The 13,944-nt window shown below is 71.8% G+C and carries 15 protein-coding genes; 9 read left to right on the forward strand and 6 right to left on the reverse strand.

Annotation, left to right across the window (positions count from 1 at the left end; genetic code table 11):
• Window positions 1–308: sigma-70 family RNA polymerase sigma factor (locus Asi02nite_RS39345; RefSeq protein ID WP_203719150.1), on the forward strand; the 308-nt coding region annotated here is incomplete at its 5' end.
• A gap of 46 nt (window positions 309–354) precedes the next feature.
• Here the strand turns inward: Asi02nite_RS39345 and Asi02nite_RS39350 are convergent.
• A complete protein-coding gene (locus Asi02nite_RS39350; RefSeq protein ID WP_203719151.1) occupies window positions 355–993 on the reverse strand; it encodes an alpha-ketoglutarate-dependent dioxygenase AlkB in 639 nt (212 codons plus the stop codon).
• A gap of 67 nt (window positions 994–1,060) precedes the next feature.
• Here Asi02nite_RS39350 and Asi02nite_RS39355 point away from each other — a divergent pair, with 67 nt between their 5' ends.
• Complete coding sequence (locus tag Asi02nite_RS39355) at window positions 1,061–2,038, forward strand: galactose-1-phosphate uridylyltransferase (protein WP_203719152.1); 978 nt, start codon at window positions 1,061–1,063, stop codon at window positions 2,036–2,038.
• Here the strand turns inward: Asi02nite_RS39355 and Asi02nite_RS39360 are convergent.
• Window positions 2,024–2,704: a hypothetical protein gene (locus tag Asi02nite_RS39360; protein ID WP_203719153.1), complete on the reverse strand. Its 681-nt coding sequence runs from the start codon at window positions 2,702–2,704 to the stop codon at window positions 2,024–2,026. The genes Asi02nite_RS39355 and Asi02nite_RS39360 overlap by 15 nt on opposite strands.
• A gap of 73 nt (window positions 2,705–2,777) precedes the next feature.
• Here Asi02nite_RS39360 and Asi02nite_RS39365 point away from each other — a divergent pair, with 73 nt between their 5' ends.
• Window positions 2,778–2,936 carry a hypothetical protein gene (locus Asi02nite_RS39365; RefSeq protein WP_203719154.1) on the forward strand — a complete coding sequence of 53 codons (159 nt, stop codon included), beginning with the start codon at window positions 2,778–2,780 and terminating at the stop codon, window positions 2,934–2,936.
• 1 nt (window position 2,937) lies between these two features.
• Entirely contained in the window at window positions 2,938–4,443 is a 1,506-nt protein-coding gene (locus Asi02nite_RS39370) for a hypothetical protein (RefSeq protein ID WP_203719155.1), read from the forward strand.
• On the opposite strand, the gene Asi02nite_RS39375 is transcribed toward Asi02nite_RS39370, so the two are convergent.
• The 3 genes from Asi02nite_RS39375 to Asi02nite_RS39385 are packed head-to-tail and all read right to left on the reverse strand — an operon-like array spanning window position 4,417 to window position 7,993.
• Window positions 4,417–6,213 carry an ATP-binding protein gene (locus Asi02nite_RS39375; protein WP_203719156.1) on the reverse strand — a complete coding sequence of 599 codons (1,797 nt, stop codon included), beginning with the start codon at window positions 6,211–6,213 and terminating at the stop codon, window positions 4,417–4,419. The two genes, Asi02nite_RS39370 and Asi02nite_RS39375, sit on opposite strands and share 27 nt — an antisense overlap.
• Before the next feature lie 49 nt (window positions 6,214–6,262).
• Window positions 6,263–7,027 (reverse strand): class I SAM-dependent methyltransferase, encoded by a 765-nt coding sequence (locus Asi02nite_RS39380; RefSeq protein WP_203719157.1) that lies wholly within the window; start codon window positions 7,025–7,027, stop codon window positions 6,263–6,265.
• A 9-nt stretch (window positions 7,028–7,036) separates the two neighbouring features.
• Window positions 7,037–7,993, reverse strand: a complete 957-nt coding sequence (locus tag Asi02nite_RS39385; RefSeq protein ID WP_203719158.1) for a tetratricopeptide repeat protein — start codon at window positions 7,991–7,993, stop codon at window positions 7,037–7,039.
• Here Asi02nite_RS39385 and Asi02nite_RS39390 point away from each other — a divergent pair.
• The 4 genes from Asi02nite_RS39390 to Asi02nite_RS39405 all read left to right on the forward strand — a co-directional run bounded on the left by Asi02nite_RS39390 (window position 7,986) and on the right by Asi02nite_RS39405 (window position 10,239).
• A complete protein-coding gene (locus Asi02nite_RS39390; RefSeq protein WP_203719159.1) occupies window positions 7,986–8,240 on the forward strand; it encodes a hypothetical protein in 255 nt (84 codons plus the stop codon). The two genes, Asi02nite_RS39385 and Asi02nite_RS39390, sit on opposite strands and share 8 nt — an antisense overlap.
• Before the next feature lie 511 nt (window positions 8,241–8,751).
• Window positions 8,752–8,985 carry a winged helix-turn-helix domain-containing protein gene (locus Asi02nite_RS39395; RefSeq protein WP_089252336.1) on the forward strand — a complete coding sequence of 78 codons (234 nt, stop codon included), beginning with the start codon at window positions 8,752–8,754 and terminating at the stop codon, window positions 8,983–8,985.
• A complete protein-coding gene (locus Asi02nite_RS39400) occupies window positions 8,982–9,935 on the forward strand; it encodes a threonine ammonia-lyase (RefSeq protein ID WP_239127652.1) in 954 nt (317 codons plus the stop codon). Before Asi02nite_RS39395 ends, Asi02nite_RS39400 begins: the two co-directional genes overlap by 4 nt.
• 58 nt (window positions 9,936–9,993) lie before the next feature.
• Window positions 9,994–10,239 (forward strand): hypothetical protein, encoded by a 246-nt coding sequence (locus Asi02nite_RS39405; protein ID WP_203719160.1) that lies wholly within the window; start codon window positions 9,994–9,996, stop codon window positions 10,237–10,239.
• A 520-nt stretch (window positions 10,240–10,759) separates the two neighbouring features.
• Here Asi02nite_RS39405 and Asi02nite_RS39410 read toward each other — a convergent pair.
• Window positions 10,760–12,862, reverse strand: a complete 2,103-nt coding sequence (locus tag Asi02nite_RS39410) for a S9 family peptidase (RefSeq protein WP_203719161.1) — start codon at window positions 12,860–12,862, stop codon at window positions 10,760–10,762.
• Between the two features lie 80 nt (window positions 12,863–12,942).
• On the opposite strand from Asi02nite_RS39410, the gene Asi02nite_RS39415 reads away from it, so the two are divergent.
• The coding region (locus Asi02nite_RS39415) for an FAD-binding oxidoreductase (protein WP_239127654.1) at window positions 12,943–13,944 on the forward strand (1,002 nt) is incomplete at its 3' end.

The raw sequence follows: 13,944 nt of genomic DNA on the forward strand, positions 1-13,944 counted from the left end.
CGCGGGCCTACAACGCGGTGTCGCTGTCGACGCCGACCGGTGACGGCGAGCGCGGGACCGAGCTCGGTGACCTGCTCGGGTCCGAGGACACGTCGTTCGAGCTGGCGGAGCTGCGGGTGGCGTTGGGGCCGGCTCTGGCGACGCTCGACGAGCGCGAGCAGAAGATCCTGACGCTGCGGTTCTACGGCAACCTGACCCAGTCGCAGATCGCCGACCAGGTCGGTGTGTCGCAGATGCACGTGTCGCGGCTGCTGACCCGGGCGCTGACGAAGCTGCGCGGGCAGTTGACGGAGAGCAGCTTCAGCTGACGCCCACGGGGCGGCAGAGTTAGCTGACGCCCACCGGGCGGCAGAGTTAGCTGACGCCCACCGGGCGGAACTGCACGCTGACCCGGGGGCCGACCTTCTTGGCGGTCTTGGGGATCGCGTGTTCCCAGGTGCGTTGGCAGGAGCCGCCCATCACGACCAGGTCGCCGTGGCCGAGCGGGAACTTGAGGCTGTCGCCGCCACCGCCACGCGGGCGGAGCATCAGCGGCCGCGGTGACCCGAACGAGACGATCGCGACCAGGGTGTCCTGGCTCGACGAGCGGCCGGTCGTGTCGCCGTGCCAGGCGACGCTGTCGCGCCCGTCGCGGTAGAGGCACATGCCGGTGGTGACGAACCGCTCGCCCAGCTCGGCGGCGTAGTAGGCGCTGAGCTGCTCGCGGGCCGCCGTGAGCAGCGGGTGGGGCAGCTCCTCGTCACCGTCGTACCAGCGCAGCAGGCGGGGGACGTCGACCTCGCGCTCGTACATCTCGCGCCGTTCGGCCCGCCAGCCGATGTCGTCCTCGAGGAGCCGCTCCAGGATCACCTCTGAGCCGTCGATCCAGCCGGGCAGGTGGTCGACCCAGGCGCCCCGGGTGAGCGTCGTGCGCTGGACGTGACCGTCCAGCCGGCCGAGGGTCGGCTCCTCGACCAGGTCGAACATCGAGGGCTGGTGCGCGATGCCGTGCATAACCGCAGCGTAGCGCGGGTTAGCACAGGAGTGCTAACGCGGTGCTTGATCCATTATCGTGAACTTCGTGATCACCGAGACGCGGGTCGACGCGGAGACCGGGGAGTGGCGGCTGAGCGCGCCGCGGCGGGCCGAGCGGCCGGGGCCGGCCTCGTCCGGATGCCCCTTCTGCCCGGGCCACGAGGCGGAGACACCGCCCACGCGGCTTCGGGTGCCGGTGTCCGGCGAAGAGCCGTGGCGGGTCCGGGCGTTCGCCAACAAATACCCGATCGTGAGCCCCGCGGGCGGCGACGGGGTCACGGCGACGGGGCTGTTCGCGCGCTTCCCGGCGACCGGCGATCACGAGGTGCTGGTGGAGTCGCCGGACCACGCCCGCGACCTGCGGTTCGCCACGACGGGCGAGGCGCTCGAAGTGCTGACGGCCCTGCGGTCGCGCGCCCAGGCCCTGGCGTCCCGGCGGCCGGCCGCGGTCGTCGCGTTCCGTAACTACGGTGCCGCGGCCGGTGCCTCGTTGCCGCACCCGCACAGCCAACTCGTGGCGCTCGACCAGGCGCCGCCCGGGCTGGTTTCGCGCTGGCGGCTGGCGCGGGGGCACTACACCGACACCGGGCGGCGGCTTGTCGACGACCTGGCGGCCGCCGAGCGGTCGGCGGGGGAGCGGGTCGTCGCCGACAACGGCGTGCTGGTCTACCAGCCGTACGCGGCGTCGGTGCCGCACCAGACCGTGCTGGTGCCGTTCGACGGGACGGGCACCCTCGCCGCCGCCTCCGACGCCGGGCTCGCCGCCGTGGCGCGAACGCTGCCTCCCTTGTTGCGCGGGCTGGCGGACGTGCTCGGCGATCCCGCGTACAACCTGGTCGTCCACGCTGGACCGACCGATGTGGAGGATCGCGAGGTGGCCAGGTGGTGGCAGTGGCACATCGAGATCCAGCCACGGACCACCGCGTACGCGGGGCTGGAGCTGGCCACCGGCCTGCTGGTCAACCCGAGCCGGCCCGAGGAGACCGCGCCGGAGCTGGCCAAGGCGATGTCAGCCGCCCGGTAGTCGCTGGGCGCGGTAGCCGGTGCGGAAGAAGCCGCGGACGGCGCGACCGCCGATGCCGAGGTTGTGGGTGAAGGTGCCGCGCGGCTCGAAGGTGATCGCGATGTCGTCGCGGCGGCCGCGGTTGGGGTCGTACACGCGTACCGTCACTCTCTCGCCCTGGGTCTGATAGCCGTAGGCGAGCACCTGGTGGTTGAGCGCGAGATCCTTGGGCTGGCGCGACGACATGGTGATCACGCCCAGCGGCACGGGGGCACCGCGGTCGAGCTCGGCGCGGATGCCGGGCCACTCCCCGCTGACGGTGCGGTAGGCGATGCCGCGCCGGGTCAGCAACGGGCGGCCGAAGAGCTGGAACGTCGGGGAGTCGGTGTCGGGCATGCCCATCCACTCGTAGTATTTCGCGACCCCGCCGGGCAGGCGCCAGGACTCGAGCAGCCGCCTGACGATGAACGAGTAGAGCGGCGTGCCCAGCGGCGGGCGGTTGGCGGGTGGCTGCCGGCCGGCGTGCCAGTAGTCGAGCGCGGCGAACACCATGCCGCCGCAGAGGCCGCCGTTGGCCTTGCCGAACGGGACGTCGCCGAACGGCGTCGGCACGACGACCGCGGGCTGCGCGGGCCAACTGTTGTCGAAGGTGAACCCGTGGCGTGACGGTAGGAAGTTTTCCGACACCATCCCTCCTGTCCACAGGGGTCGCCGCGCGGCGCCGCTTTCTCTAGATTGAGCCGGGACGATTGGAGATGCAATGGCGCGGGCGCGGCTCGATCAGGAGTGGACAGACGTCGACGGCATCACCCATCCGGCCGGCAGCGTGATCGAGGTCGACGACGAGACCCTCGTCCGGCTGGTGCGCGAGGGCGTCGCGGCGGAAGAGCCCGACGCCGCCTGGAACGGCCCGAGCTGACATGAGCATCGACGACATCGGCGCGCTCGCCGACACGATCAGCAAGGCGACGCTCGCCGCCGCCGCGGTCGTGGCTGTCGTCGTGATCCTGCTCGGCCTGTCCCGGGCGATCCGTGACCGGCTCCGGCAACAGCTCGTCATCAACGACACCGCGCCGCTGCCGGCCGCGATCGCCGGCAGCGAGGGCGAAGCGCTGACCCTCTCGCCGTGGTTGCGGCAGCGGGTGCAGGCGGCGCTGGCCGACGAGGCCGCTGCCGCCCGCGCGGTCGTCGACGACGTCTTCAAGCGCGACGTGGGCCTGCACCGGCTGCCCGCCGCGGTCGCGATCACCGACGACACCGACCCGATCACCTCGGCCGCCAAGGACACGATGGCCACGGTGGCCAACGGCCTGCGCGCCGTCGCGCCCGGCCAGGCCGACGGCATCCTCGGCGCGCTCAGCTCCGCACTACCCAACCCGCGCGGCTGCCAGGTGCAGACCGCGCCCCTGCTGCGGGGCGAGAGCGGCAACCAGCGGCTGGGCCTGGCCATCGAGCTGCACGACCTCGACGGGTCGCCGATCGCCGCGACCACGCTCTGGGAGCCGCCGGGCACCGACGCGTCCGGGCAGTCGTGGCAGGAGCGCCTGGTCACGCTGATCGAGCCGGCCGCGCACTGGGTGGCGCTGCGGCTGGTGTCGCGCCGGTTGCGGGCGCGCACGGCCGGCGGGCTGCGGGTGCCGTGGCTGAGCCGGCGCCGGTCCACGGCCACCCGCCTCGAGCTGCAGCGCATGCTGGCGGCGGCGCTCACGCTCGACGCGATGAAAGCCTACGCGGAGCACACCCTGGCGTTCGGCGCGGAGGCGCTCGACGACCTCGACCAGGTGGGTGCGGCGCTGAGCGCCTACCACCGGCCGGCGGCGATCCGCGGTGCGGTGCAGGAGCGCATCGGGTTCGCCTACCGCGCCGAGAGCCTGGAGCCCAAGGCGCGCCGGGCGTTCCTCGACGCGGCCGAGAGCTGGGGCGAGGCCGAGCAGCGGCTGGTCACCAACCCGGGTGACAACGCCGGCTCCGACGCCGAGGCGTCGCTCTCCGACGAGCGGGAGCGGCAACGCGTACGCCGGCTGAAGTGCGCCCTGCTCTCGGGCGACCTGGCCGCGATCGCGGTGGCCGCCGACGAGCTGCGCGAGCAGCCGCCGAGGGCGGCGGCCGACGCCCGCACGCTCTACGCGATCGCCTGCCTCTACTCGTGCGCGGCCGAGCGGGTCGAGAAGGCGACCTACCTGCCGCTGGCCTGGGCCCACCTGGGCCGGGCGCTGCTGGCGGCGACCGAGGAGCTGTTGTTCGACCAGGCCCGCACCGACCCGGAGCTGGCCTTCCTGGCGGAACGCCAACGCTTCCTCGACGACCTCAGCCACACGTGGGCGGTCCGCCGCCGCAAGAAGTCGCCGCCGCTGCTGGTCGCGGAGGCCGAGGCCCTGATCGTGGCGGCGGTCAAGCGACTAGCCGTGGCCGCCCCGCCGGCCTGAGCTCTGCTGGCGGTGCGCGGCGCGCAGCTGTCTCGCCTCGCGGGCCATGGCCTCCATCGGGCCCTTGGGCGGCACCGGGACGGTCCCGGCCTTCTTCGGCCGGCGCGCGGCCCGGCCGCGCTCGACCCGCAACCGTCCGGCCTGCTGCTCCAGCGCGAGTGCCAGGGTCAGGTGGCCGGTGGTTTGATCGCCGGCGAGGGCCTCCCGGGCGGCCGCGATGGCCTGCTCGCCGAGGGCCAGCGCCTCCTCGGGCCGGCCCGCGCGATCGAGCCGGGCGGCCTGCTGGCGCAGCGTGCGGGCGTGCATGTCGATGATCGCGGGGCGGTCGGTCTCGGCGAGCTCGCGCTCCAGGGCCAGCGCTTCCGCGCCGGCGACCAGTGCCTCGTCGAGCCGGTCCGCGTCGACGAGCGACGTGGCGAGGATCGCTACCGCGGCCGCCAGGCCGGGTAGGTGCTCGGCTCGGGCGCCCGCGGCGAGTTCGCGGCGCAGGTCGACCGCCTCGGCGGCCAATGCGAGACGGTCGTCCGGATCCTCGGTGACGGCGCGGAGGTCGGCGATTGCGGTGGCCAGGGCGGCGCGATGCGCCGCGCGGTGGTCGGGGTGCGCGGCGCGGTGGTCGGGGTGCGCGGCGCGGTGGTCGGGGTGCGTGCCGCGGTGGTCGGGGTGCGTGCCGCGGTCAGCGCCGGCCAACTCGCGGTAGCGCCGCACCGCCTCCGCGGCCAGTGCCCTGTCGTCGTCCGGGTCCTCGGTGATGGCCCGGAGGTTGGCCTCCACGGCGTCGAGGGTGGCGAGGTAGGCGCCGGGGTCGCTCGCGGCGAGCTCGCGGTACAACGCGACCGACTCACCGGTCGCGGCCAGGGCTTCGGCGCGGCGGCCCAGCGCGGCGAGGCGGGCGCCGTAGGCGCGCAGGCTGCTGGCCAGCAGCGGGCGATGCGCTGCCGGTCGGTTGGCCGCCAGGTCGCGACTCAGGCCGACCGCTTCCTCCGCCGCGGTGAGAGCGTCCGCGAGCCGGTCCGCCGCGCCCAGGTGAGCGGCCTGATTCCGCAAGGCCAGAGCGACGCCGGAGAGCAGATCGGGTCGTTGCGCCGCCGCGGCGCGGAAGTGCGCGACGGCCTCGGCGCCGACGTCCAGGCATTCCTGCCACCGACCGGCCCGGTGCAGCCGGTTCGCGTGGTTGTTCAACGCGAAGCCGAGATTCCTGTAGGGCTGGGAGTCGACGGGTTGGCCGTCCGCCAGCCGCCGCTGGAGATCAAGCTCCTGGGCGTTGACCGCCAAGGCCTCGTCATCCTGACCGGTGGCGGCCAATGCCATCGAATAAGGGCTGAGAATCCTGCTGAGTGCGCGGTCCGAGTCGGACAGCTCCCGCGCCTCCCGCGCCGCCGCCAGCGCCTCCGGTGCCCGGCCGCCGCTGAGCAGCCCGAGGGCGTACGCACCGAGGGCGATCGCGAGCATGTCACCGTCGCGGTCCACGGTGTAGAGCTCGCGGGCGAGTCGCACGGACGTCTCGGCGTGGCCCACCGCCTCGGGCGAGCGGCTGGCGTCCCACATGAACTCGGCGAGGTTGCGGTAGGCCAGCGACAACATCCCCACCACCGCGCGCCGATCGCGCTTCGCGTGTGCCTCCAGCGCCGCCACCGCGCGCAGGCAGACTTTCACGGCCTCGTCGTGCCGTCCGGCGCGGGAGTGCGCCACCGCGTCGTCGACGAGCGCCGCCGTCTTGTGCAGCGGCTGCTCCCGCTTCGAGCGGCGCAACCAGTCGATGATTGCCATGGGCGCGAATATAGGTCGGCCGATCCGCCGCGTCCGTCCGCCGGACGGCTCAAAGATCGGTTGCCGCGGTCACCGCCTCCAGCGCTTCGCGCGCGCGGGCCTGGTTCGTGCCGGCGCGGTCCGGCGCGTACAGGCACCAGAACTCGTGCTCCACGCAGAGCTGGGCGGGATCGCGCCGTCGTTCGAGGAGGAGGCCGGCGTCGCGGAAGGCGTTCTCCAGCTCGCGCCGGGCTCGCGGTGACCGCCGGTAGACGTTGGCGAGGACGAAGCCGGCTGGCCCCACGACGCGGCGCATCGTCGCGATGTGGCGGCGGGGGATGCGGAAGTGGAACACGAACGGGCTCACGATGACGTCCGCCGGCGCGATGTCGCCCAGGTCGCGGTCGGCGAGGTGGACAGGGCCGATGCCCAGCCCGCGGGCGTGCGCCACCACGCCGGGGTCGATGTCGACGGCCGCGTAGTCGACGTCGCCGAGCAACTCGTGCATCGGGTGGTAGCCGCAGCCCCACTCGAGGACGCTGCGCGCCGCGACAGCCTGTGCGCCGGCCGCCAGCGCCTGGCGTACGCGCGCGTTGACGCCGGCCACCTCGGAGCGGTCGAGCAGCGGGCGGCGTACCTCGTTGAGGATCTGGATCGATTCTCTGTCCAGCTTTTCCGAGGGTCGGTCGAGATAGATCGAGTCCATGAAGCGGAAGAGCCGCCGGCCCGAATGCATGAGCTGGCGCGGGCCGCTGTGCTCGGTCAGGAAGACGCGCGATCCCTTCGCGACCTCCTGGCAGGCCACGGCCGGGCTCTCCCGAAACCCTCGACGCACAGCACGAGATTAGTGGAGCGGTGGCCACCGTGCTTCGATCCGGCCGAGATAGCGGTTGCGGTGTTCGTCCTTTCCCAACGCGCGCAACAAGAAGTCCATATGACCGCCGATCTCCCGGGCCCGCCGCCGCGACGTGCACGCGTCGGCGAGTTGCAGGGTGAAGCCGTCGGCGTCGGCGTACTCGTCGCGCAGGATCGCGTGCGACCACATGATGATCGCTGCCCACAGGGACTTGATCGGGGTGAGCCGGGACTGGATCTCCACACGGCGGGCGGCCAACCGGCACTCCTCGACCGCAGGCCCGTTGCTGCCCCGATGAGCCAACAGCAACGCTCGGTAGAACGGCGTGACGGCCGAGTTGGCGTCGAACTCGGCGGCGCGTTGATGAGCCGCGTACGCCCGGTCGATGTCGCCCGTGTCGCGGAGGATGAGCCCCAACGTGTTCCAGTTCCGGTGACTTTCGGGGGCGATGGCCGTCGCCTGTTCGGCGTACTGCAGGGCGAGGCCGGGATTCGTGTAGCGATAGACCAACGCGAGCCCGCGCTCGGCGTCACCGAGATGCTCGGACGGTTCGAGTCGCTGCATCTCCTTGAACCGCTCCGGAGCCGCGATGTCGTCGCCCAGGTTGGTCAACGACCGGCCCAGCCGGTACAGCACGCGCGGATTCTGAGGGTCCAATGTGGCGGCTCTGCTCAGATAGTCGACCGCTTTCGCGAACTCCCCGTCGCGATAGGCATGCTCGCCTTGGTTGAAGAGGTAGGAAACCTCCACCATGGAATCCATCCGCTTGTCGATGCCGGCGATCTTCCCCCGCAGCTCGTCGAGCACCTCCTCGGCGTCGTGGACGACCTTGTCGGCCTTACGACCCATCTCGCGAATGCTCCGAATCTCCCGCAACCCGAAGAGTCCGGCAATGAGCAGGAGCGCGGTGACGACGGCGAGGAGAAGGCTGAACGCGGTGAGCACGAACCCCGACCAGGTGATGATCGTGTCAGCGACATCGCCGGCATCAACAGGAGAAGGCGTCGACATCCGCCAAGTATGGACGATCACGGATGGGATTCTGCAGGTCGGCCAGTCGGACCCGGTGGGCTCGCGGCGCGGGAAGGCGTGGTGCGGCAGGATCCGCGCGAACGCTGCGCGGCACGCCGAGGCCGGCCATGATCAGCAACTCGGCCACCTCGACGCGGGCGGCGCAGGGGAATCGGCCTAGACAATCGGTGACCGCGCAGCTTGTCGGGTCGTCGGAGCTGCGGGAGTGTTCGAGGTAGGTGCGGTTCCATTCGTCGACCTTGGCCGGGTCGGGTCGTTGTCCGAAGTGCATCGTGGAGACTCCGCCCTGTCCTGGGGCAGGCAGCGGCCCGGAGCTCGCCTCGCGGACCGCTGCCGCCGCAAGCCGTCGGTCGCTGGTCAGGTGCGGGCGGACGAGCCCGCGATGACGCTGGGGCGTACCCCTGAAAAGCGATCAACCGGCCATGTGGAAGGCGCCGGGGCGGGTCGTGACGGGGTCCTGGCCCGCCCCGGCTCGGCGCGGGCGGGTGCCCGAACCGGGGGTGAAGGAGCCCGTTAACAAGGGCCAACTCGGAAGCGAGCGCCTTCGGGAACCATGCTGCCAGGGCAACTCTGGCACGTCTACATTGCCTCGCAACTTTGGTTAGTCGTCTTGTGGTTGCAAGATTGCAACAGGGGTGATCTACTGGACGGGCCAACCCGGAAGTGAGCCGATGTCCCCTTACAAGCCGGACTACCGACGCGTCGCCGACGACCTCCGCGAGCAGATCAAGGACGGTCGGCTGGCGCCCGGCGCCAAGCTGCCGACCAAGCGCGAGATGTGCGCGCAATACGGCGTGAGCAGCCAGACCATCGAGTCCGCCATGCTGGTCCTCAAGACCGAAGGCCTGCTCGACGGGCGCCAGGGCAAGGGCGTCTACGTCGCCCGTCCGGAGAGCGAAGGGTGACCGTCGACCTGATCTCGGTCGACGACATCGAAGCCGCCGCCCGGGCGATCGACGGCGCGGTGGTGCGCACCACCGTGCTGCCGGCCGCCTGGGCGCCCGGCCTGCACCTCAAGCCCGAGAGCCTGCAGCCCGTCGGCTCGTTCAAGCTGCGCGGCGCGACCAACGCGGTCTCGCGGCTGACCCCGGAGCAGCGCGCCCGCGGCGTCGTCACGCACTCGTCCGGCAACCACGGGCTCGCCCTGGCCTACGCCGCCCGCGCGTTCGGCGCGCCGTGCGTCGTCGTCATTCCCGAGACGGCGCCGGAGATCAAGATCGCGGCGGTACGGGACATCGGCGCCGAGATCATCATGGTCGCGCCGAGCCAGCGAGCCGAGCGGGCGCGACGGCTGGCTTCGGAGCGGGGTCTGACATTGATCCCGCCGTACGATCATCGCGACATCATCGCCGGTCAGGGCACCGTCGGCCTGGAGATCCTGGCCGACTGCCCCGACGTCGAGGTGGTGCTGGTCCCGGTCGGTGGCGGCGGGCTCGCGTCCGGGGTGGCCACGGCGATCAAGGCGCGCAAGCCCGACGTCAAGGTCTTCGGCGTCGAGCCGGACCTGGCCGCCGACGCGCACGAGTCACTCGTCCGCGGCACGATGGTGAGCTGGGACGTGGCTGATCTGATCCGCACGAGCGCCGATGGCCTGCGGGTGCCGTTGAGCGAGTTGACCTTCGCGCACCTGCACGCCCGGCTCGACGGGATCATCACGGTGACGGAAGCGCAGATCACCGCGGCGACGTCGCTGCTGGTGCGCCGCTCCCGCCTGGTGGTGGAGCCGAGCGGCGCCGTCGCGTCCGCCGCTTTCCTGTTCCGCAGGGACCAGATGCCGCAGGGCCGCACGGTCGCCGTGATCTCGGGCGGCAATGTGGATCCGGCGGTCCTGGCCGCCGCCGCGGCGTCGGCCTGAATATCCTCGGGCCTGATTGGGTACAGACACGCCGTCCGACAACACGAGGAGTGACGGCATGTCCTACCCGACCAGCCCCGCCGCCCGGCCGCGTAGCTCGGCCGCCCGCATCTGCACCATCATCGCGTTCGTCTTCGCGGTGCTCGCGGTGCTCATCTCGCCGGCCATCTTCGGCATCCTCGGCCTGATCCTCGGGATCGTGGGCGCGGTGCTCGGCGACAAGCCCCTGGGCTGGTACGCCGCCGGCGCCAGCGTCGCCGGCCTGGTGCTCGGCATCATCATCAACGCGGCCCTGATGAACTGACGCCCGCCCCGCCGGCCCGGCGTCGAGGCTGGGCCGGCGGGCGCGCCGCTTCGCTCGAACCGTTGCCATCAAAGGCGAAACGGCGCACTGCCGGCCGGCCCGGATCCCTGTTCCGGGCTGTTGCCGGCGCACGTGCGTCTCGGGGTTCGCGCCGGTGGCTGTGCGCTTAGGTTCTGTTTCGTATCTGGAGCCGGGCTGCGGCGGGCCCAGCCGCCGACTGGCCGCACGGCGCCTTCACCCGGATACAACACCGGTATCCGGGCAAAGCCGCCGCACGCCCAGTCGACACCTGGACTCCGCCTCGCCTTATACGAAACAGAACCTGGGCGTCCGCCGGAGTCAGCGATTTGGTGCCGGCTCCGGTCCGCGGATGCCGGCGGACGCGCGTCCGGCCTCCGCCAGCGAATAGGAATCCGGGTCCGCCTGTAGTGCCTGGCGATCCAGTTGCCCCGCGCGAGACCAGACGACAGACGCGACCCGCTTGCCAGGTCCGCCGAGTCGGCGGATTCTCAGCGGCGGCTCAGGTCGCGAGGCCGACGCGGTCGAGGATCCAGGCTGCGATGAAAGCCTCGTCCTTCCACGCGTCGTATCGGCCGCTCGGGCCTCCGTGGCCCGCGCCCATCTCCGTCTTGAGCAGATAGTGCCCGTCCGGGGCCGTCGCGCGTAGGCGAGCCACCCACTTCGTCGGCTCGTGATAGAGCACCCGCGTGTCGTTGAGGCTGCTCGCCGCGAGAATGGCCGGGTATTCGACCGGCGCCACGTTCTCGTAGGGCGAGTAGGACTTCATGTAGGCGTAGACCTCGGCGTCGGCCAGCGGGTTGCCCCACTCCTCCCATTCCATCACCGTCAGCGGGAGCGATGGGTCCAGGATGGACGTCAGTGGGTCCACAAAGGGCACTTCGGCCACGATCGCGGTGAAGGCGTGCGGCGCTAAGTTGGCCACGGCGCCCATCAGCAGGCCGCCGGCCGAGCCGCCGCGGGCGACCAGGCGGTCCGGCGACGTCCAGCCCGACTTGGCGAGGTGCTGCGCGCAGGCGACGAAGTCGCTGAAGGTGTTCTTCTTGGCGAGCAGCTTGCCGTCCTCGTACCAGTGCCGGCCCATCTCGCCGCCGCCGCGGATGTGGGCCACCGCGAACACCATGCCGCGGTCGAGGAGCGACAGTCGGGGCACCGAGAACCACGGGTCCATTGAGGACTCGTAGGACCCGTAGCCGTAAAGCACGCACGGCGCCGAGCCGTCCTTGGGTGTGCCCTTGCGGCGGATCAGCGAGATCGGCACGCGGGTGCCGTCGTCGGCGAGCGCCCACTCGCGGTGCTGCTCGTAGTCGGCCGGGTCGAACTCGCGCCCGTCGGGGCCGGGCTTGACCGGCTTGCGCTTGCGCAGCAGCAACTCGCCGGTCGCCAGGTCGTAGTCGTACACCGACTCGGGGGTGGTCAACGACGTGTAGCGCAAGCGTACGAGACCGGTCTGATATTCGTAGTTCGCGTCGATGTTGACGCTGTAGATGGGCTCCGGGAAGCGCATGTCGTAGCCGTCGGTCTCGCCGAGCGGGAGGATCCGCAGGCCGCTGAGGCCGTCCTTGCGCAGCGAGATGACCAGGTGCTCGGCGAACGCGTCGACCGACTCCAGGCGGATGCCCGGCTCGTGCGGGACCATCGTCGCCCAGCCCGTCGGATTGTCGACCGACGTGTAGGCCAGCTCGAAGTCTTCGGCGCCGTCGTTGTGCAGAATCAGGAAGCGGTGGCCGTGGTGCTCGACCGAGTATTCGACGCCCTGGCGCCGCGGCGCGATCAGCGCGGGCTCGGCGGTGGGGTCGTCGGAGGGGATCACCCGGACCTCACTGGTGATCTTGCTGCCCGCCTCGACCAGGATGTAGCGCTGCGAGCGGGTCAGGTCGACGCCGACCCAGAATCGCTCGTCGGGCTCCTCGTAGACGATCACGTCTTCGCTCGTCGGCGTGCCGACCGTGTGCCGCCAGACCCGGTAGGGGCGCCAAACGTCGTCGACCGTGAGATAGAACAGCGTGCCACCGTCGTACGACCAGGCGGTGCCGTAGAACGTGTCGGGCACCTCGTCGGGCAGCACCTCGCCCGTACGCAAATCCTTGATCTTGAGGGTGTAGCGCTCGTCGCCCGTGAAGTCGGTCGAGTAGGCGAGCCGGTTGCCGTCGGGGCTGATGTCGAACGCGCCGAGCGTGAAGAACTCGTGGCCCTCGGCGAGCGCGTTGCCGTCGAGCAGGACCTCCTCGTCGGGCAGGGGCGCGCCGTCGCCGGTGGCCGGCGGTGTGGTCTCTGCCTGGTCAGCCATGGGGACGCGGCAGTAGATCGGGTATTGCTGGCCCTCGACGGTGCGGGTGTAGAACCAGAACCGACCCATGCGGTACGGGACTGAGAGGTCGGTCTCCTGGGTGCGCTGGCGGATCTCGCCGAACAGTTGCTCACGCAGGCCGGCGAGGTGGGCCGTCTTCGCCTCTGTGTAGGCGTTTTCCGCCTTGAGATAGGCGAGCGTGTCGGGATCGTCTTTTTCCGCGAGCCATGCGTAGTCGTCGACCACGGTGTCGCCGTGGTGCGTGCGCTCGTGCGGAACCCGCTTGGCGACAGGGGCCTTCGACTCGTCGGTCACGCGCTCACGCTACCCGGAGGGCGTTGGTCGGGCGTTGGGCGGGCGTTGCGAGGCGTTCGAACATGTGTACGATTGAGCGCATGGCGACGCCGGGCACCTTCGATGTGGGGCAGCGCCTGGCAGCCATCTGCGGGGCTCAGTTCGCGCGGGATGCCGGGCCCGCTGACGAGGTCGCCGGCGTGCCCGCGCGCTGGGTGGCCGCGCCCGGCACGGTCGAGGCGGCCTCCGCCGTGCTGTCCCTGGCCGCCGAGCGTGACCTGGCGGTCGTGCCGCGCGGCGCGGCGACCAAGGTCGATTGGGGCGCGCCACCGGCCCGGCTCGACCTGCTCGTCGACACGGGCCGGCTGGCCGGCATCTGGCACCGCGACGCCGGCGAGCTGAGCGTCGAGGTGGGTGCCGGCACGCCCGTGCGGGCGGTGCAGGCGGCGCTGGGCCAGCGCGGCCTACGGCTGGCCTGCGACCCACGATCGGTCGGGGCGACCCTGGGCGGCGTCCTGGCGGCCGACGAGTCCGGGCCGCTGCGGCACCGCTTCGGCACGCCGTGCGAGCAGGTCATCGGGGTGAGCTATGTGGACGCCGAGGGGCGCCTGCAGCACGCCGACGGCTGGTCCCTGCGCGGCGCCGGCGGCACAGGCCTCAACCAGGTGCTGTGCGGTTCGCAGGGCGCGCTGGCGTTGCTGGTCTCGGCGACGCTCCGCACCCAGGCGGCGCCGGCCGCACGGGTGTGGGTCACCCGTTCGGTGTGGACGCCGCTCGAGGTGCACGACCTGGTCCGGCAGGCGATCGCGGCCTCGGTGGCGCCGTCGGCGATCGAGGTCGACCTACCGGCGCATCGCGCGCGCATGATCCCCCGCCAGCGCAGCCAGCAGGGGCCGGGCACGGTGGCGCTGCTGTTGGAGGGCGCCCGCGGCGACGTGCTCGAACGCGCCGAGCAGCTCATCGGTGTGCTGGGCGGCGACGCCCGGGCGGCCGAGACCCCGCCGCGGTGGTGGCATCGCTACCCGTTCGAGCCGGGCGAGGTCGCGCTGCGGTTGACGGTTCCGATCAACGACCTGCACGCGGCCATCTACGCGCTGCGCGAC

This window comes from Asanoa siamensis, assembly GCF_016862555.1.
GTDB classification, from domain to species: Bacteria; Actinomycetota; Actinomycetes; order Mycobacteriales; family Micromonosporaceae; genus Asanoa; species Asanoa siamensis.

Coding starts and splice junctions, on each gene's coding strand:
- Asi02nite_RS39350 (WP_203719151.1), bottom strand. CDS start 993: ATGCACGGCATCGCGCACCAGCCCTCGATGTTCGACCTGGTCGAGGAG.
- Asi02nite_RS39365 (WP_203719154.1), top strand. CDS start 2,778: ATGGCGCGGGCGCGGCTCGATCAGGAGTGGACAGACGTCGACGGCATC.
- Asi02nite_RS39370 (WP_203719155.1), top strand. CDS start 2,938: ATGAGCATCGACGACATCGGCGCGCTCGCCGACACGATCAGCAAGGCG.
- Asi02nite_RS39375 (WP_203719156.1), bottom strand. CDS start 6,213: ATGGCAATCATCGACTGGTTGCGCCGCTCGAAGCGGGAGCAGCCGCTG.
- Asi02nite_RS39395 (WP_089252336.1), top strand. CDS start 8,752: ATGTCCCCTTACAAGCCGGACTACCGACGCGTCGCCGACGACCTCCGC.
- Asi02nite_RS39405 (WP_203719160.1), top strand. CDS start 9,994: ATGTCCTACCCGACCAGCCCCGCCGCCCGGCCGCGTAGCTCGGCCGCC.